The following is an 18,943-nucleotide window of genomic DNA, read 5'->3' on the forward strand; positions in this document are numbered from 1 at the left end:
GTGATGTACCTCAGGGGGTGGCCAGCCGACGCCGCATCGACCAGGCCGCGATCAGCAGAAGCAGGGTGGCGACGGCCAATGCGGCCAGGTCGATCAGTACACCGCGTTGCAGGGCGCCCGCCGTGTCCTGGAATTCGAAACGGGGCAGGGCGTCGTACTCGGCCAGCGTCTGTGGCACGTCACGGTCCAGATAGTCCTTGTGCAGCTGCCGACGTGCGTGCCAGTACGCGAGGACCTGCTGCTGGAACGCCAGCGCCCGGTCGGCGTCGGATCCGGCGAGGCGGTCCAGTGCATCCTGCACCGCGACCGAAGGCAGCAGCAGGCGCGCCCGGTCGAGTGCCTGGCGCCGCGCGTCCTCAGCCTCCGTGTGCGCGGCGATCAAGGGCGCGATGGCCTGATCGGCCTGGACAAGATCGGCATAGGCCACGCGCACGGCGTCCGCAATGCGCGGTGCTGGCGAACGCGTGGCGGGGGAGGCTGCCGCGTGGCGCAGCTGCTGCTGGCGGGCAGTGTCGGCCAGCTGCGCCTTCAGTGCGGTCGCCAGTTGCATCTGCGAGGGCGGTGGAACCCTCAGGTTCACCGCTGCCAGGACCAGTGATGGGGCCATGACAACGATCAGCAGCCACAGTGCGCCAGCGGCGATCGCGGCCTCGGTGGTGCGCCGGGCGAAGCAGCCGATAAGCACCGCCAGTGCCAGCCAGAAGCTGCCGTAGGCGAGCACGATCAGGGCAAGCACGGCCAGGCCGGAAGGGCGTGTTGCGCCCGAGCCAGCGGCAACGGCAATGATGATCGCCAGCGCAGGCAGCAGCACGATGGCACCTCGGGCCAGGGCCTTGACCGCGATCAGCCGTCCTGCCGCTATGGGCTGTGACAACACCAACGCTGTGATGCCGCGCTCGCATTCGCGCGACCAGAGATCGAAGGTGGTCGCCAGGATGACCAAGGGCAGCAGAAACACAATGACGAAGGCCAGGTCGAATCGGCCAGCGGCCTGCACGGCAGGATTGCCGATGTCGGACCACACATGCCTGAGCAGCTGGGTACGGTCACCCAGCGCAACCACATCGGCGGTGTAGGGGTAGGCGTCCGCCTGTCCAATCGACAATGCCGCCATCGGGCCGGGAGGGAGCACCGGCTGGACGCGGGGCAGTACCGACGGCGCCTTGCCAACGAACCCCCGGCTGCGGTCCCTGGCATCCTGTTCTTCCGCGTTGATCAGGCTGATGGCTGCCTCGCGCTGCCCGACCCACGCACTGCCATTCCATGCTGCATAGGCCGCCAGCACCACCAGCAGGCCAAGCAGCACCGGCAACGCCCGGTCACGCAGCAGGCGACGGATCTCATGCCCTGCGATCGACAGGCTGCTCATGGGGCACTCCCGAGATGCCGCGCCGACGTGAACACCAGCCCCAGGGCCAGCAGCACCCAGGCCAGCAGGATGGCGAAATTCACCGACTGTGCCGCGGCGATGTGGCCCAGCGGCGGTTGTTGCGGGCTGTACGCCACGGAGCGGGTAAGGGTCGCGATATCGGCCAGATGCTTGCTGCCGTTCGCGGCCTTGTGCTGTTTCACTTCCAGGTTGAGTGCCTGGATCAGCCGGTAGCGATAGTCTTCGACTCCGCGCAGGAACGCCAGTTGTGCAGGGAAGTCGGTGCGCGCCAGTGCCCGTGACGCGGCCTGCAGCGCGAGGGTGGGCGACAGCGCCGCGAAGGCGCGCTGCGTGATCGCCTGCCGCTGGTAGGTAGCGTAGATGCGTTCGAAGTGGCGGTTGTAGGTCTCGGTGGAATTGGCTTCGGCGAACTCCAGCGCCACGCCGCGGAAGTTGACCGGAAGATCGTCCACGTCCTTCACCTGATAGCGTGCCAGCATCTCTGCTTTCAGTGCGTCCAGCCGCTTGTCCGCCGGGTCGTGGCCATCTGCGCCGTGCTCTGCGTCCTCGCTGACCGCCGCCCGGAACGCGGGGGCAGTAGGCGTGGGATACAGTGATTCGGCCAGTGCGGGGGCCACCCGCGGCGCGAGCAGGGTGGCTACCACCCAGAAGCCGAGCAGCACCACCAACGACGTGCGTGCTGCGCTGAAGCGCGCCGAGACGCCGATGGTGATGGCGCAGAACACCAGGAGATAGAGCGCATACGCCGCGAACATCGCAATCAGCGCCATGATGTCGGCCGTGCCGAGGGTGCGTCCGGCCATGCCGGGAACACTGACCGCCAGCAGGGCGAGCACCAGCAGCAGCGATGCCGTTGCCAGCGCGATCAGCCGGCCGCCGATCAGGACGTGGGCCGATGCACCACTGCCGAGCTCCTGGCGGAGGGTTTCGCGGGCGACATCGCCGGAGAGGCTGGCGAATCCGGCAAGGATGATCAGCAGAGGCGCCACGACCTGCAGCGCCCATGCGGCGGAGAAGCCATCGAACCGGCTGAGCGCGGTGCCGGCGTCGACGGGTCGGTGCCGGGCCGGGTTCTGCGCATGGCCTTCGATGAACACCGAGGTGCCGACGAAATCCGTGATGCCCGGGTCGAGCGCCGCCAGCGGCCGCACCGGCGCGGGAATGGCGCGGCCGACGTGCGCGGCAGCATGCGGGTCGATCGTGCCCTGGCTGTCCCATAGCCCGGCCTCCTGCTCCGCTACGATCTGGCGCTCCTGGGCCTGCTGCGCCAGCCGTGCTGCGCCCGTGGCAACCGACGCTCCCGCAAGCAGCAGCAGGGTCAGCGCGAGCCACAACAGGCGCCGCTCGCGCCACATCAGCTTCAGCTGGGTCGCGGCAACGACCAGGGTCTGGCGCACGGCGGATGCGGGTCTGGAGAAGGTGGGGGAGGCATCGCTCATGGCGGGCGCCCTACCAGCGATGGGTCAATGTCATGGACAGGAATCGGCCGAGCGCCGTTGCATTGGTCGGGTCGAAACCGGTGTTGATGCTGTTGACGATGAAGGGCGGATTCCGGTCGAACAGGTTCTGCACGTTGAAGGCCAGCGAAGTGCCCTGTCCGGCACCGGCAGCACCGCTGAAGTCATACCTGAGATTGAGGTCGACCGTCGTCCACGAGCTGACATGGGGGTCGGCGCGGTTGGCGGGATCGCGATAGCTGTCCACGTAGTTCACGAACAGCCCGCCGGCAACCTGCCGGTGGCTCATGGCGAGGCCGCCGCGCACCTTCAGGTCGACCGGGAAGTACACCGCATTCACCGCGTCCACCTCGGGCGAGGTGGCGGTCACGCGGCGCTTGGAATCGATGATGTACTGGCCGGCAAGGTTCAACGCGATGCGGGTCTGGCCAGCGTCGAAATCGTAGGAGGCATTGAAATCGACGCCGCGCTGCGAAGTGAACGCGTTGTTGCGAAAGCGGTTGTCCAGGATGACTTCGCTGCTGGTTTCATCGGTTCCTGGTGCCAGGGCATACGGGCCCACCCGCGATACGAACAGGCCCAGGCCGGAGGCACCCAGCTGGCGCGCCTGCTGGATCTGCTGCGGCGTCGGGTTGACGGTCAGCAGGTCCGCATAGGGCGCGGTGGACTGCAGGAACAGCGACGGGAAACTGCCGCCGAAACCGCTGCCGATCCGGTCGGCATACTCGATGTGATAGTAGTTCGCGTCGATCTTGAGGCCCGGCAGCGACGGGGGCGCGAACGAGAAGCCGCCGGTCCAGGTCTTGGCACGTTCGGGCCCCAGATCCGGGTTGCCGTTGGAGAGCATCATCAGCACCGTGCTTCCGTTGGCCGCGCTCGGGTTGGGTACTTTGGCCACCACCACGGTGTTGTTCAGCTGCATGTCCTGGTAGACCGGCGCCCGGTAGGAGCGGCCGTAGCTGGTGCGGAATGAAAGTCCTTCCGTTGCTTCCCACAGCAGGCCGAGCTTGGGATTGAGGGTGGAACCAAAATCGCTGTAGTCGTCGTAGCGTGCGGCCGCAGTCAGCGACAGCCGACGAACGCCAGGCATGTCTGCCAGCAGCGGAATGTTGAGCTCAGCGAAAGCGGAACGGATCGTGCGCTGCAGATCCAGCGGCTTCTCAAGCCCGCGGTGGTCGAGCAGTTCATAGCCATCGCGGCGGTAGCCCGCACCGAATGCCGCGCGTACGCCGCCGGCCGGAAGATTGAACAGCTCGCCGTCGGCGATCACTTCCAGATAGCGCGATTCGGAGTTCGTATCCGTCGGCGGCGCGGTGCTGACCGAGCTGCCGGTGATGGTCGTTCTCTCGTAGGAGACGTCGCTCCTGCCGAATCCGGAATTCAGGCGGGCCTGCCACTGGCGCGGAAGCTCGAGAGTAAGCCCGGCGAACACATCGAACTGCCGCGTGTGCGGGAACAGGCGGGTCTCGTCGGCGGTGCCGGAAATGGTGGTGTCCATCTCGCGCTTGGCAAAGGAGCCGGTCAGGTTGAGCGTCAGCACATCACTGAGCTCCTGCACGCCGTCCAGATACAGGCTGTGCCGCTTCGAACCGGGATAGATGTCGTAGGGCTTGACCGTAACGTTCCGGGAAAAGTCCTTGTCGACGGCGGCGAGGTTGCCCTGCTTCAGGAACTCGTAGCTGGCCATCAGGTGGCCACCCTCCCACGACCAGCCGGCCGACTGCGAGGCCTGGTACTCGTCCATGTTGCCGCGGGTGACGCTGCCATAGCGCAGCGAGGTCTCATAGCCGGTGAAATCGCGGCGCAGGACGATGTTGACCACACCGCCGACGGCGTCGGTGCCGTAGATGGCAGAGGCGCCATCGGTGAGGATCTCCACGCGCTCGATGGCGCTCAGCGGAATCAGCGAGATGTCGACGTATTGGTAGCGGTTCGAGGAGGTCACGCGGTGGCCGTTGATCAGCGTCAGCGTGGTGCCCGTGCCGAGGCCACGCAGGTTGATGGCGGTGCCCTGGCCGAAGTTGTTGCCGGTATCGCGGTCGACGCCGAGGTTGCCGACGTTGGCGCCGTTGGCACCACCGCCGAAGTTCTGCGGCAGCTTCTCGAAGAGCTGCTGCAACGAGGCCACCCCGGTTCGATCAATGGCCTCCCGGTCGATCACGATGACCGGAGAGGCGCCGCCGCCAATGGCATCGCGGATATTGCTGCCAATGACCATCACCTTGTCCAGCGTGGCGGTATCGGATCGCCGGTCGCCCTGGGCAGTACTGCCCAGAGCGCTGGCATCCTGCGCCATTGCCGGCGCGTTGAGCTGCAGAGCAGCGGCCAGGCTGGCGACCACCAATGCCGCCGGCCTGGCGGTGGATGCGTTGTTCATGCCCCGGTCCATCGATCTCATCGGATGTTGGTCTGCGGCACGAGCCATCGCGCCTTCAATAGCGATGTTATATCATATCATTCAAGATGCGCGACGATCTCTTGCTGTGCCGAGGGGCGACAGCAGGCACACCGCCACACAGGAGCCACTGCACCGATGCCGGACCGACGCTGATGAGAATGTTCGCGCTGCCGCCGCCGGTCACCGAGATCCTCACCGCGTACTGGAAGGCGGACCGCAGGCTGCTGCTGTTGATTGCCGCCATCGTCGTGCTTTCCAGCCTGGCCACGGTGGCAGCGCCGTACCTGTTCTCGCGCCTGATCGACCGCATCAGCACGGAAGGCATCCGTGAACTGGCGGGATGGTTCCTGCTCTACGCGGTGATGCTCGGCGCCGCCAGCATCCTGCAGAACACCGTGCAGTACCTGTCGTTCCTCAGTGGCGAGAACCTGGGTTTCATCACCAGCACCCGCTACTTCGCGCGGCTGCTGAAGAAGACACACAGCTTCTTCCTGGATTACAACGCAGTCGAACTGCAGGTGGCCGGGGAGAAGGGCCGCAACGCCCTGAAGATCGTGGTGCAGCTTGGCCTGGTGGTGTTCATTCCCAGCGCACTGCAGATCCTGCTGACCCTGCTGACACTGGGTGCGCTGATCAACCTGCAGATGGTGGCGATCGTGCTGGGCTACGGTTCTGTGGCCGTCACGCTCTCGGCCATCGCTACGCGGCGAGCACGGATCCATCGTGAGGCGGCGGTCGAAGCGGGCCAGCAGAATGCGCGCTTCGTCGGCAATGCGATGAACGCGATGGAGACGCTGCGGCAGTTCGGCGGCAGCGCGTGGATGATCCAGCGCTTCGAACAGAAGGCCCAGGAGGTGCGCGACAGCTGGCGGGCCTACGTGCTGCAGCGGGTCGGCTTCATCGCGCTGCTGGGCATCGGCCTGGCGGTCGAGTTCATCGTCACCTTCGCACTGCTGCTCCCGCGCTATCAGAGCGGTGACCTGAGCGTCGGCGATATCGTGCTGTTCAACCTGCTGTTGCTGCAGCTCAACATGCCCTTTGAAATGATCGCGCGCTCGATCGATGACGTTGCCCGTTCGTGGACGCTGCTGACGCCGCTATCGGCCCTGTGGGCGGCACCCGAAGAGCGGCAGGCAGCAAACGCCGGCCGATTCCAAGGAGAATGCGGCCGGATCGAGTTCCAGCATGTCAGCCATCGCTACGGCAATGGACGCGGCGTCCGGGATGCGTCCTTCCACGCCGGGCGCGGCGGCATCAACTTCCTGATGGGGGAGACCGGGGCAGGGAAGTCGACGCTGTTCAAGCTGGCACTGAAGTCGATCGAGCCCCAGCACGGTCGCATCCTGGTGGATGGCACCGACCTGGCCGACATCGACCGTGCCGCGTGGCACGCCGCCGTCGCCGTCGTTCCCCAGGATGTCATCCTGCTCAACGAGAGCCTGGCCGACAACATCCTGCTGGGGCGCCCGCGCGACGACACCCGGTTGCGCCGCGCGACCCGCCAGGCGTCGATCCTGGCCTTGATCGACGCGCTGCCCGCAGGCTTTGAAACCACCGTGGGCGAGCGTGGCCTGAAACTTTCCGGCGGCGAACGGCAGCGCATCGCCATTGCGCGTGCACTCTACGGAGAGCCCGCCATCCTGTTCCTGGATGAAGCCAGCTCGGCGCTGGACGAGGCGACCGAGCGCGAGATCATGGGCCATATCCGCGCGCTTGCCGGTGATGTCACGATCGTGGCCATCACCCATCGCCGCAGCGTGGTGACCGCAGCCGACCAGGTGATCGTGCTGGCCACGGGCTGACGGGACCTGGCGGACACCTGCACCTGCAGCTGGGGCGCGATGCTTCTGGGGTACGCTGTGCGCGACCGTTCCCGGTGCCACCTGTGCAGTCGACGCCTGGCTCGTGACCCCGCACCGACTCATTCCAGGAATCCCGCATGCCCGACAACCCTTCACCGCTGAACATCCTGGCGTTTGCCGGCAGCCTGCGTGGCAACAGTTACAACCGTCGCCTGATCAGGGCCGCGGCAGGCGCCGCGCCTGCGGGCCTGCTGCTGACCGTGCATGACACCATTGCCGATATTCCGCTGTTCGACGAAGACCTGGAAGCCGCCGATCCGGCCGGTCCTGCCGGGGTCAAGCGCCTGCGCGCGGCCATTGCAGCCGCTGACGGCGTGCTGATCGCCACGCCGGAGTACAGCCAGTCACTGCCCGGCGTACTCAAGAACACGCTCGATTGGCTGTCCCGCGAGGATGCCGAATACCGCACGGTCCTTTCGGCCAAGCCGGTGGCGATCATCGGCGCCACGCCGGGTCACTGGGGCACCAAACTGGCACAGTCGCAGCTGCGCCATACACTGACCGCCATGGGGGCATTGACCATGGCCTCGCCACAGCTCTATGTGGCCGAAGCAGCGGCCGCCTACAACAATGACGCGGACGATTTCGACGCGGCGACGCGCAAGCGCCTGCAGCGCTTCCTGGAGGGATTCCAGGCCTGGGTCCAGTTGCTGCAGGGCGGGGCATCGCGCGGTTGAGCCGTGCCGGCAGAGGGCGTCAGCGCCCGCCGGTGCCAGCGCCCGGATCATGCAGCCCGCGCAGTTTTTTCTTGTTGATCTTGCCCACGCTGGTCCGCTCGATCGCATCCACGAAGCTGACACGCTCTGGAATCGCATAGCGTGAGATGTCTCCGGAACGGCTGCGCGCTGCGACCAGTTCGATGATCTCCGCCTCTGACACATCACGGCCGGGCTGCCTGACCACCAGTGGCAGCGGCCGTTCGCCCCATTTCGCATCGGCGATACCGATCACCGCGACCTCGCTGACCGCCGGGTGCAGTGCGATGATGTCTTCCAGCGCGAGCGAGGAGATCCATTCGCCACCGGTCTTGATTACGTCCTTGATGCGATCGGTGACGCGCAGGTAGCCACCTGCATCGATGTTGCCGATGTCGCCGGTGTGCAGGTAGCCGCCCGCCCACAGCGCTGCCGAAGCGTCCGGATCGTGCAGGTAACCCTGGGTCAGCCAGGGTGCACGCGCCACCACTTCGCCGGTGGCCACGCCATCGTGGACGACATCGCCCATGTCCGGGTCGACAATGCGCAGGTCCACCAGCGGCACCGGAGTGCCGGCCTTGGTGCGCAATGACAGCACCTGGTCGGCATCCGTCATGCTGTCCACGTCGATCTGGGCGATGGTGAGCAGAGGGCAGGTCTCGGACATGCCATAGCCGCCGAAGATGTCGATGCCCCGTGCCAGTGCACGCTGCGCCAGAGCACGGGGCAGGGCCGCACCGCCGATGATCACCTTCCAGCCCTCCAGGTCGGTCTGCGCCGCGTCCGGATGCTCCAGCAGCATGTGCAGGATGGTTGGCACACAGTGCGAGAAGGTCACCTTTTCGCGCGCGATCAACGCCAGCAGCTTCGCAGGCAGGTAGCGCCCCGGATAGACCTGCCTGATGCCCATCGCGGTAGCCACGTAGGGCAGGCCCCACGCGTGCACATGGAACATCGGGGTCATGGGCATGTAGACGTCGTCACGGTGCAGGCGGCCCTGGCGGGGGGCGCCGCCGAGCGCGGCCATCGCCACCAGCGAATGCAGCACCAGCTGCCGGTGGCTGAAATAGACCCCTTTGGGCAACCCGGTGGTTCCGGTGGTGTAGAACACCGTGGCACGGGCATTCTCGTCGAAGTCCGGGAAGCGGACGACCGGCGTGGCATCACGCAGGCCCGTTTCATACTCGGTGGCGAAGCCTGGCGGCGGCGGGCCATCGGCATCGTCCAGCAGAATGCGGGTGCGCAGGTCCGGCAGCTGCTCGTCGATGGCGTCCAGCAGCGGCAGGAACTCGCGGTTGGCCAGGATCGCCCGCGCGCCGCTGTGGTTCAACGTGTACGCGATCTGCTCGGGGGCCAGGCGCACGTTCACCATCATCAGCACCGCACCGATCATCGGCACCGCGAAGTAGGCCTCCAGGTAGCGGTTGCTGTCCCAGTCCATCACCGCCACCGTGTCGCCGTGGCCGACTCCCAGCGAGGTCAGCAGGCCTGCCAGCTGGCCGATGCGCGCGTGCAGGGTGCGGTAATCGAACCGTACCTGGTCGCCGTAGACGATTTCCTGTCCAGGGCTCACCGCCAGCGGCATCAGCAGCAGCTGCTTGATCAGCAGTGGATAGGCATGGGGATCGGGAGTGGGGGCGGATGACATGGGATTTCCTCGTGGGCGGCGTTGCGGTCGCCGGCCTTCTCCGCCCCACACTAGCAAGCCCTTCCTGCTGTACCAGCGTACCTAGGTACCTGTTCCCGCGCGCACCCGATTTGATAGTCTCGCCAGGACATGCCAACCCTGCTCATCGCCGATGATCACCCCTTGTTCCGTGCGGCACTGCATCGCGCGGCGGAAGAGGCGGTCGCCGATCTGCAGATCAGCGAGGCTGATTCGCTGGACGGCGTGCTGGAGGTGATCGAGAACCAGTCGATCGACCTGATGCTGCTTGACCTGCACATGCCCGGCAACCACGGGCTGGCCGGATTGGCCACGATCCGTGCCCTGCAGCCGGGCCTGGCGATCATCATCGTCTCCGCCAACGAGGAGCCGCAGGTCATCCGGCGTGCCATCGACCTCGGCGCCGCAGGCTACCTGCCCAAGAGCTCGGGCTTGAACGAACTGCAGTCCGCGCTGCAGTCCGTGCTGGAGGGTGAGCGCTGGATTCCAGCGTTGCTGCGCGAGCCGGTGGCGCGGGTGGCACCGTTCAGCAGGGATGCCGACCTGGCCGCACGCCTGTCCAGCCTGTCGGCACATCAGTACAAGGTGCTGGGGCTGGTGGCCGAGGGCCTGCTCAACAAGCAGATCGCCGACCGGCTGGGCGTACAGCTGCGCACGGTCAAGGCGCACATGACACGCATCATGGAGCGGCTGGGCGTGCGCAACCGCGCGCAGGCCATCCGCGTGCTGCACGAAATGGGACTGGCCGATCCGTCCCGGCAGAGCGAAGAGCTTCCCGAGCCCTGATGGGTCAGGGCGTGGCAGTGGTCGCCAGCAGGTGGTTGATCGCCCAGCGCAGCGCCAACGGCTTGAACGGCTTGTTGAGCAGGGACAGCCCAACGCCACGCACCGCCTCGCGCGTATCGCTGCCGGTATCGGCACTGAGGATCACCGTCGGCCGCGGCCCATGCATGCCCGTCAGCCGCTTCCACAGCGCAACACCGGTATCGCCATCATCCAGGTGATAGTCGAACAGCCACAGCGCCGCCTCGTGCGCTGAGGGTCCGATGTCATCGGCGTTGCCTGCCGCGATCACATCGCAACCCCAGGAATGCAGCAGCTGCCGCATCGCCTCCAGTGCGTCCGGGTCGTTGTCCACCACCAGTACACGAATTCCCTTCAGGGCGCTGCTGCCGCCCGTCGGTGGTGGACTGCGCGGGGTCACAGCGGGTGCTGCGCGTTGCACGCTGATCGAGAAGGCCGAGCCATGCCCGGGTACGCTGCGCAGGTGCAAGGGTGCATGCAGCAGGTCGGCGATGCGGTGCGCGATGGTCAAGCCCAGGCCCAGTCCTTGCCCGTTGCTGCGATCGATCCGGTGGAACTCTTCGAACACCACCGCCTGCTGCTCCGAAGCAATGCCGGGGCCGGTGTCATGCACGCCGATCATCAGTGCCTGCCCCTGGCGGCGCACACCCAGCAAGACACCGCCATGGCGGGTATAACGAATGGCGTTGGCCAGGAAGTTCTGCAGCACCCGGCGCAGCAGCAGCGGGTCGCTTTGGACCCAGGCCTGGCTCCGCACGTGGCGGAACTGCAGGCCACGCGCCGCCGCCAGCACGGCGAACTCCTGCGCAAGCGGATCCAGCACGGTCGACAGCGCGAAGGGGCGGGGATCGGCCACCAGCCCACCGGCTTCCAGTCGCGAGATATCCAGCAGGCCGGACAGCAGGTCATCAGTGGAATCCAATGCGCCGCGGATCTGCCGCAGGAAACTGTCGAGGAACTCGGACTCGATGTGCTGCGACATCGCCTCGGTCAGCAACTGGGCCGCATGCAGGGGCTGGATGAGATCATGGCCGACCGCCGTCAGGAAGCGCGTTTTTGCCGCGTTCGCGCGCTCGGCCTCCTGTACCGCCTGCTGCAGCCGCGCGGTGCGGTCCTGTACCCGGCGTTCCAGATTCTCATTACTGCGCTTGAGCGCATCTTCCGCGCGGCGGAACGCCGTGACATCGGTGAAGGTGGCTACATAGCCACCGCCCGGCATCGGGTTGCCGCGGATCTCGACGATGGTGTCATCGGGGAAGATCCGTTCGGACAGGTGTGGCGTGCCACGGCGCATATGCGCGACGCGGCGCTGCAATGCCTTGGTCGGCGTGTCGCCAGGGCCGTCGCCGATCTTCAGCTGTCCCAGTGCCCATGCCGTGAGGTTGACCACCGGCTGCCCGACCTGCAGCAGCTCCGGCGGAAACTTGAACAGCGCGGCGTAGCGGCTGTTCCAGGCCACCAGCTGCAGCTGCGCATCGACCACGCTGATGCCCTGGCTCATGTTCTCCAGCGCAGCTTCCAGCAGGCGCTGGTTGAAGCGCAGCACCTGGGTGGCCTCGCCGACGGCGCGGGTCACCGCGTCCAGCGGCGCGGCGCCGCCCTCGCGTGCGGCTTCGACCAACAGCCGTGCCATGCCTGCGCCGACCACGGCCGTCAGCTCACGCTCGACGGCGGTGACCCGATCGTCATCCAGCATCTGCCCGGCGTGGCCCTCCAGCAGCTGGCGCGCACGCTCCTGGCCAAGGAAGCGTCCGGCGGTCCTGCGCAGGGACGCCGCAGCCACCGCATCCCGCCTCCGCGGCAAGGACGGACGCACGGCCCGCGACACCAGGGCCACGGCCAGCAGGTTGACCGCCAGGCTGGCCCCCATGCTGATGGCGATATGCCCCGGCTGCACGCGCAGCGAGACCACCGACAACCAATGCAGCCCGTCGGCGTCGACCGACGGCGTCGCGGCCGGGATCACCATCGGCAGCAGTACCAGCCACAGCCAGGCCAACGAGCCCAGCACGATGCCGGCCATGATGGCCGCGGAGGGCGTACGTGGGCGATACACCGCCAGCAGCACAGCCGGTGCCAGCTGCGAGAGGGCGGTGAAGGACATCAGGCCGAAATCGCTGAGTGCCTCGGTGCCGCTCATCGCGCGGCTGTACAGCCACGACATCAGGAACACGGCGAGGATGCCGGCACGGCGGAACGCCAGCACGCGCGGGCGCAGATCGGCGTTGGCCACGCCACCCTCGATGCCGCCGAGCAGGCGCGAACCGAATCCATGGTTGCCAAGCATGATCGACAGGGTCAGCCCGGAGAGGATCATCATGCCGGTGGCCGCGCTCAGGCTGCCCAGATAGGCCAGCAGCGCCAGCAGATGATGGCCACCGGCCTGCGGCAGCGCCAGCACGTACAGGTCCGGTGATACCGAGGCCGGCAGCTGCGCAGCACCGGCCAATGCCATCGGCACCGACGGCAGACCGATCAGCAGCAGGTAGACCGGGAACATCCAGCGTGCCGTCTTCAGGTCCGATGTCTGGCGAAGCTCGACCACGCCGACGTGGAACTGGTGAGGCAGGGTGAACGCGGAGATCGCCCCCAGCGCGACCATGGTGAGATAGTCCGGCACGATGGCCGGGGGCGGCAGCTGCACCATCTTCTCCAGCAGCGGTGTGCCGGCCGTGTGCACGGACAGCGCCGCATACAGGCCAATGGCCAACAGCGCCACCAGTTTCAACACCGATTCCAGGCCCAGCGCGACCACGATGCCGCGGTTGGGCTCGGTGGCCGAGGCCTTGCGTGCACCGAACAGCAGGGTGAACGCAGCCATCGTCAGCGCGAACCAGAACGACATGTCCAGCTGCGCACCGGCAGGCGCGAACCGATCACCGAGCAGGGCGCCCAGCCCCTGGCTGACGGCTTTCAGCTGCAGTGCGATGTAGGGAATGATGCCGAACAGCGCCACCAGGGTGATGGTGAAGCCAAGACCACGATCGGCACGCAGTCGTGCAACGACCAGATCGGCGATGGTGGCACTGTTGTGCTGTTTGGCCAGCCGCCCCAGGCGGAGCAGGAACGGCAGGCCCAAGGCGAAGATCAGCGCCATCCCGGCCAGGGTCGGTGGAATCGGAAAGCCCCATTGCAGCCCCTGCGAGGCCGCGCCGTAGTAGGTCCACGCGGTGCAGTGCACGGCCAGCGACAGTGCATAGATGAGCGGCCATGCCCTCGAAAGCCGGTGCCCCCGGCGCTCGCCCCACAGCGCCACGCCAAACAGCAGTGCGGTCCATGCAATGCAGGCGAAGAGGACGATGGAGGGCGTCAACATCGCTCCAGTGTAGGGAGAGAAGCGGGGAGGGTGGTGCTAGGAGGCGATCACGATCAGTGACAGCTGCTCAGCGACCAGTGCCAGCTCGCCATCAGCAACCCGCTCGACGGCCTTGCGCTGGGTCAGCAGCCATTGGCCGGGCTGCCGCGCGTCCAGTGACACCAGCTGCGAGCGTACCCGCACCTCGGACCCGCTCGGCACCGGCGCCAGGAAGCGGACCTTGTTCAAGCCGTAGTTGAGCACGTGGGCGATGCCGGGGAAGCCAGCGAGGGCGGCCACATCGTCCTCCACCGTCAGCGAGAGCAGCAGGAAGCCGTGTGCGATGGTCTGCCCACCCGGCATCTGGGCCTGCACCCGCGCTGGATCGACATGGATCCAGTTGTGGTCGCCGGTGGCGTCGGCAAAGGCATCGATACGCGTCTGGTCCACGCGGGTCACGCCACTCAGCCGCTCGCTGGCTGCCCACTGCTGCAACGCCTGCAGGGCGGGAGGCAGGTCGCTGTCCGCACTCACGCCACACGCTCCAGCAAGGTCAGGATCGCGTCACGCGCCTCTGGCTCGGACAGCATCGGCGCGTGCCCCACATCGGGCACCTCCACCAGGCGGGCACTTTCCGAGGTGGCCGCCATCTGCCGCGCGACATCGGCCGGCAGAATGTCGGACAGCGCACCACGTACCACCAGCACCGGCACCCGTGCGGTCAGCCCGCGGACCGCACGCCACAGCAGCGGACGCAACAGCCACAGCAACCATGGCCGGGTAGTACGGATCACTGCCGGGTCGTAGTCCAGTTCCAGCAGGCCATCGCTGCGCGGGCGGAAGGTGCGCACCGCCATCTGCCGCCAGTCGTCGGTGCTGAAGCGCGGGAACGCAGCCTTGCCGATGGATTCCACGTAGGCCGTGGCCTGCACCAGGTCCATCGGAGGGACCGGCTTGCCGGCGTACTTGCCGATCCGTGCCAGCGCCTCGCGTGGCACCTTGGGGCCGGCATCGTTGAGCACCGCCCCGGAAATCCGCCCGGGCGCGCGCGAGGCGAGGGTGATGGTCACCAGCACGCCCAGCGAGGTGCCGATGAACACCGCCTTGTCGATGTTCTGCGAGCGCAGCAACGCAACCATGTCATCCGCATAGGCACGCGAGTTGTAGCTGGACGGGTCATATGCGCGTTCCGAGCCTGCACGACCACGCAGGTCGACCGCGATCACGCGCCAGCCCTCGGCGGTGAGTACATCGGCAAGCGCATCGAAATCGGCGCCATTGCGGGTCAGTCCTGGAATGCAGACCACTGTGCCACGCGCTGCCTGCCCTGCATCGGGTGCATGGTCGCGCGCATGCAGGCGCAATCCATCATTGCTGTTCCAGTACAGGTCGTCGTAAGACTGCGTCATGCAGAAGCTTCCTGAAGATCGTAACGGATGCGCTAGAAATCGTAACGGACGCTGAGGCTATATTCGCGTGGTGGGCCATAGAAGCCAATCAGCGTGCCGACCGCCGGGATGTTGTAGCCGGTGGTGCGGTATTCCTTGTCGGCCAGGTTGGTGCCCTGCAGCGAGAAGGTCCACGCGTCATCCAAGCGCCAGATGACGCCGGCATTGACCAGCCCGTAACCCTGCTGTCGGATCACCGGGCTGAGGTCGGTGGTCGGCCACACTTCGCTCTGGTAACTGTAGCTCACCCGTGCCGACAGGTTGCTGCCGTTGGCCAGGTCGGTGCGGTATTCCACGTTGAACGCACCAGAGAATTCCGGGGCATTGGTGAACTTCATCTGCCTGGCCACGTTGATGCCGCGGTCCATGTACTCGTCGTACTTGGTATCCAGCCATGCCAGGTTGCCGGAAATCAGCCAGTGCTGGCTGGGCAGGTACTGATACTCGACTTCCAGGCCTTTGACGGTACCGGCGCCGGCGTTGGTGAAGTCGCCGAAGAAGGAATCGTCGATGCCATCGCCGTTGGTATCCAGACCGGTGAACACCGACAGCTGGATGTCCTTGTACTTGTTGTAGAACGCCGACAGGTTCAGGAACAGGCGCTGGTCGAGGAAGGCCATCTTGCTGCCGACTTCGTAGCTGTCCACGGTCTCGTCATCGAACGGCTCCGCCGAGCGCGGTACCGCCGCCGCGTTGGCACGGATGTTGTAGCCACCGGACTTGAAGCCACGCGTCGCCAGGCCATAGACCATGATGTCCGGGGTGATCTGGTAGTCCAGCGAGACCTTGGGCGAGACGTTCTTGAAGTTGGTCTTCTTGTCGAAATCGGCGGTCACCGCCACCGGCCGGCTGAAGCCCGGGTCGGCGTAGAGGCGGTTCAGCACGATCGCGCGCTTGTCCTCGTCGGTGTAGCGGGCGCCGACATCGAGCTTCAGTCTGCTGGTCAGGTCGAAGGTCCAGTCCGCGTACAGCGCGATGCTGTCGGTCAGCACCTTGCCCTGGTTGTCGGCGAACTGCGCACTGAAGTAGTTGTTCTGGATCTGCCCGCCAGCTTCGCCGCTGAACTGGTACAGGCCGACCACGCCGCGCATCCGGCCGCCGGCATCGTAGTTCACCTGCACTTCGTTGCTGACCTGGTCGTCGTGGTAGGTGCCACCCACGTCGGCGAGCTTGACCGGCGCGGTATCGAAGTCGATGTTGGCCTCGCTGTCCGATTCACGCTTGGCGATCACGTACTTCAGTGCGATGTCTTCGTTCGGCCGCCAGTTCACCGTGGCCGAGGCGCCCTTGCTCTCCACGTTGTTGAGGTTGCGCATGCCCGAGCGGATGTCATAGCGACTGTCCATCGGCGGGTAGGCGCGCAGGAACGGATTGGGCGCCAGCATCTTCGAGCCGCGCATGCCGGACTGATCGTCGATCCAGTCCAGTGCGAACTGCACGTCGAAGTCATCGCCCGCATACGCGCCCAGATTCAGGCGTGCCGCGTTGATCTGCTTGTCGCTGACCGGCTGGCCGTTGAAGGTGTTCTCGCCAAACCCGTCGTGGTTCATGCTGGCCACCGCCACACGGGCGCGCAGGCCGCTGTCGGCACCGCCGATCGGGCCACCGATGGCCGCCTTCGCATCCAGCTGGCTGTAGTTGCCCACGGTGATCTGGGCGAAGCCCTCGGTCTGGGTGGGCAGGCCGCGCGAGATGTACTTGATCGCGCCGCCGATGGTGTTCTTGCCATACAGCGTGCCCTGCGGGCCGCGCAGCACCTCGATGCGCGAGACATCGAACACATCCAGCAGCGCACCCTGCGGACGCGCGATATAGACGTCGTCCAGGTAGATGCCCACGCCCGGATCGGCGCCCCAGGTGGGATCGGACTGGCCGATGCCACGGATGTAGGCGGTGACCGTGCTGCTGGCGCCGCGGGCAGCGTAGATGGTCAGGTTGGGCACCTGCGCATCCAGGTCGCTGATGTCCTGGACATTCATCTTGTCCAGCGCCTCGGAGGTAAACGCAGTGACGGCAACCGGCACCTCCTGCAGGGTTTCCTCGCGCTTGCGTGCGGTGACCTTGATGCTGTCCAGATTGGTGGGTGATGCAGTCCTGCCCACCGTCGGCGTGGCCTGGGGCGCTTCCTGTGCCAGTACCGGCCCGGAGGCCAGCAGCGCGCCGATCATGAGACTCAAACAATTCCGTTTCATTCGGTCCTCCCCCAGGCAGGTGCTTGCAGATGGCCCATTGCCACCCCTGCAGCCAAGGCTAGCGGTGTCATCGGGCAGCGGCGAGTGGACCTAGGTCCAGTCGGCAGCGGCCGCCGGATGCGGATACTGGGCGCGCCCCCAGCCGGAAGCGCATCCCGGTACCCCTTCATCCACGACTCACGCATGAGGATCTGGCCATGAAATCCGGAATCGATTCGATCAAGGTTGTACTGCTGATGCTGTGCAGTTGGCTGGCGATAGCGGGCAGCGCCGTTGCCGCAGGCCCGGCCGGGCATTGGGACATTGGCCTGTACGGCAATCTGTTCGGCGCCCGCGAATACCAGGTGTGGGTGCCCGCCGGCTACGACGACACACAACCGCTGCCCCTGCTGCTGGTCCTGCACGGCTGCGTGACCGGGCCGAACCTGATGGGCGAGGCCTCGGGCTTCAACGATGTGGCCGACACCGAAGGCTTCATCGTGGTCTACCCGCGGCAGAACGTCACCTCCAATCCGGCCCGCTGCTGGAACTGGCAGCTGCCGATCAACCAGGCACGCGACAGTGGCGAGCCCTCGCTCCTGGCCGGCATCGTGGACAAAGTGAAGGCGGCTTACAGCGTTGATCCGCATCGCGTGTACGTCACCGGCATTTCGGCGGGCGGCGCGATGACCTCGATCATGCTGGGCTGCTATTCGGACGTGTTCGCCGCAGGTGCCATCCATTCCGGTGGCATGTTCAAGGGCGCGACCACGATTTCCGGCAGCGCCTACGCACTGTTGGCCGGCAGCATCTACTCGCCGGACAGCAACGGTCGCCTGGCATGGCAGTGTTCGGGTTCGCCGTCGCCGCGACCGCTGCCGGTGCTGGTGTTCCATGGCAGCGCCGACCTCACCGTCAACCCGGCGAACGGGCAGCAGGCCGTGCGCCAGTTCCTGCAGACCAATGACCTGGCCGACGACGGCATGGACAACGATTCGGTGAAGTGCGTGCCGACCAGCACCTATCACGGCCAGGTGCCGGGCGGCCGCGCGTATACCGTCGACACCTACGCGTACGGCGGCAGGACGCTGGTCCAGCACTATGTGGTGCAGGGCATGGGACATGCCTGGAGCGGCAGCCAGTCGGGCCTGCCATTCACCGACCCGAAGGGGCCGGATGCCACGCTGATCACCTGGCTGTTCCTGAAGGACTACCAGCGCTGAGTGGTCGCCGCTGCAGCGTCAAGCCTGGCGGTCGAGACACCATGCTAGCCTTCCCTTTGGCAGGATTGCCTGACAGGGGGAAGGCATGGATACCCGGCGCCGAGATTCCATCGTATTGGCTGCATCCGGCATGCTCGCACTGGCACTGTCCGCCAATGTGCTCGCGCATCCGGGCGGGCTCGACAAGCAGGGTTGCCACACCAACCGGAAAACGGGTGAGTATCACTGCCATCGAGGCGCTCCAGCCGCCCCTCGATACGTCGACACTCCGCGCAGCAGTTTCGCCCCTGCCCCCGCGCGCGGTTCCCGGGCATTTGCCAACTGCGCGGAGGCCCGCGCCGCCGGGGTTGCGCCGGTACGGCGTGGTGATCCGGGGTATGGCCCGCACCTCGATCGTGACAATGACGGCGTGGGCTGCGAACCCTATCGGGGCCGCAGGTAGGGCATGGCCCACCTGGCTTCAACTCCCGTTTCCCCGGGTTCGTCGGCCATCGCCGGGAGTGGTCGCACGATCTCCCCGTATTGCAGGGATAT

13 protein-coding genes are annotated in these 18,943 nt (G+C 66.3%); 5 read left to right on the forward strand and 8 right to left on the reverse strand.

Features of this window, described 5'->3' with window-relative positions:
* Window positions 1-10: 10 nt before the first annotated feature.
* The 3 genes from AC5P8D_RS03995 to AC5P8D_RS04005 are packed head-to-tail and all read right to left on the reverse strand — an operon-like array spanning window position 11 to window position 5,224.
* A complete protein-coding gene (locus AC5P8D_RS03995; protein ID WP_071305241.1) occupies window positions 11-1,369 on the reverse strand; it encodes an ABC transporter permease subunit in 1,359 nt (452 codons plus the stop codon).
* On the reverse strand, window positions 1,366-2,829 hold the full coding sequence (locus tag AC5P8D_RS04000; protein ID WP_495203095.1) for a DUF3526 domain-containing protein: 1,464 nt from the start codon (window positions 2,827-2,829) through the stop codon (window positions 1,366-1,368). Before AC5P8D_RS04000 ends, AC5P8D_RS03995 begins: the two co-directional genes overlap by 4 nt.
* Before the next feature lie 10 nt (window positions 2,830-2,839).
* Entirely contained in the window at window positions 2,840-5,224 is a 2,385-nt protein-coding gene (locus AC5P8D_RS04005) for a TonB-dependent receptor plug domain-containing protein (RefSeq protein WP_414614292.1), read from the reverse strand.
* Window positions 5,225-5,397: 173 nt separating this feature from the next.
* Here AC5P8D_RS04005 and AC5P8D_RS04010 point away from each other — a divergent pair, with 173 nt between their 5' ends.
* Window positions 5,398-7,047 (forward strand): ABC transporter ATP-binding protein, encoded by a 1,650-nt coding sequence (locus AC5P8D_RS04010; RefSeq protein ID WP_414614291.1) that lies wholly within the window; start codon window positions 5,398-5,400, stop codon window positions 7,045-7,047.
* Window positions 7,048-7,184: 137 nt separating this feature from the next.
* Window positions 7,185-7,784 carry an NADPH-dependent FMN reductase gene (locus tag AC5P8D_RS04015; RefSeq protein WP_197576458.1) on the forward strand — a complete coding sequence of 200 codons (600 nt, stop codon included), beginning with the start codon at window positions 7,185-7,187 and terminating at the stop codon, window positions 7,782-7,784.
* Window positions 7,785-7,803: 19 nt separating this feature from the next.
* Here the strand turns inward: AC5P8D_RS04015 and AC5P8D_RS04020 are convergent, their stop codons facing one another.
* Complete coding sequence (locus AC5P8D_RS04020; protein WP_329840881.1) at window positions 7,804-9,450, reverse strand: fatty acid--CoA ligase; 1,647 nt, start codon at window positions 9,448-9,450, stop codon at window positions 7,804-7,806.
* A gap of 129 nt (window positions 9,451-9,579) precedes the next feature.
* Between AC5P8D_RS04020 and AC5P8D_RS04025 the strand changes: the two genes are divergently transcribed.
* The gene (locus AC5P8D_RS04025; RefSeq protein ID WP_329840882.1) at window positions 9,580-10,254 is read left to right on the forward strand and encodes a response regulator transcription factor; all 675 of its coding nucleotides are present in this window, start codon (window positions 9,580-9,582) and stop codon (window positions 10,252-10,254) included.
* Between the two features lie 4 nt (window positions 10,255-10,258).
* Here the strand turns inward: AC5P8D_RS04025 and AC5P8D_RS04030 are convergent, their stop codons facing one another.
* Genes AC5P8D_RS04030 through AC5P8D_RS04045 form a run of 4 tightly spaced genes read right to left on the reverse strand, consistent with a single transcriptional unit; the run spans window position 10,259 to window position 17,183 of the window.
* A complete protein-coding gene (locus tag AC5P8D_RS04030; protein ID WP_126561214.1) occupies window positions 10,259-13,588 on the reverse strand; it encodes a hybrid sensor histidine kinase/response regulator in 3,330 nt (1,109 codons plus the stop codon).
* A 36-nt stretch (window positions 13,589-13,624) separates the two neighbouring features.
* Window positions 13,625-14,101: a MaoC family dehydratase gene (locus AC5P8D_RS04035; RefSeq protein ID WP_049409684.1), complete on the reverse strand. Its 477-nt coding sequence runs from the start codon at window positions 14,099-14,101 to the stop codon at window positions 13,625-13,627.
* Entirely contained in the window at window positions 14,098-14,976 is an 879-nt protein-coding gene (locus tag AC5P8D_RS04040; RefSeq protein ID WP_495203096.1) for an alpha/beta fold hydrolase, read from the reverse strand. Before AC5P8D_RS04040 ends, AC5P8D_RS04035 begins: the two co-directional genes overlap by 4 nt.
* Before the next feature lie 32 nt (window positions 14,977-15,008).
* Window positions 15,009-17,183, reverse strand: a complete 2,175-nt coding sequence (locus tag AC5P8D_RS04045) for a TonB-dependent receptor domain-containing protein (RefSeq protein ID WP_164191354.1) — start codon at window positions 17,181-17,183, stop codon at window positions 15,009-15,011.
* Window positions 17,184-17,404: 221 nt separating this feature from the next.
* Between AC5P8D_RS04045 and AC5P8D_RS04050 the strand changes: the two genes are divergently transcribed.
* Complete coding sequence (locus AC5P8D_RS04050) at window positions 17,405-18,409, forward strand: extracellular catalytic domain type 1 short-chain-length polyhydroxyalkanoate depolymerase (RefSeq protein ID WP_414614287.1); 1,005 nt, start codon at window positions 17,405-17,407, stop codon at window positions 18,407-18,409.
* 130 nt (window positions 18,410-18,539) lie between these two features.
* Window positions 18,540-18,851, forward strand: coding sequence for an excalibur calcium-binding domain-containing protein (locus tag AC5P8D_RS04055; RefSeq protein ID WP_100050059.1), 312 nt, complete (start codon window positions 18,540-18,542; stop codon window positions 18,849-18,851).
* Window positions 18,852-18,943 lie beyond the last annotated feature (92 nt).

It is taken from the genome of Stenotrophomonas sp. YJH_SMC_101-4, from assembly GCF_059370395.1.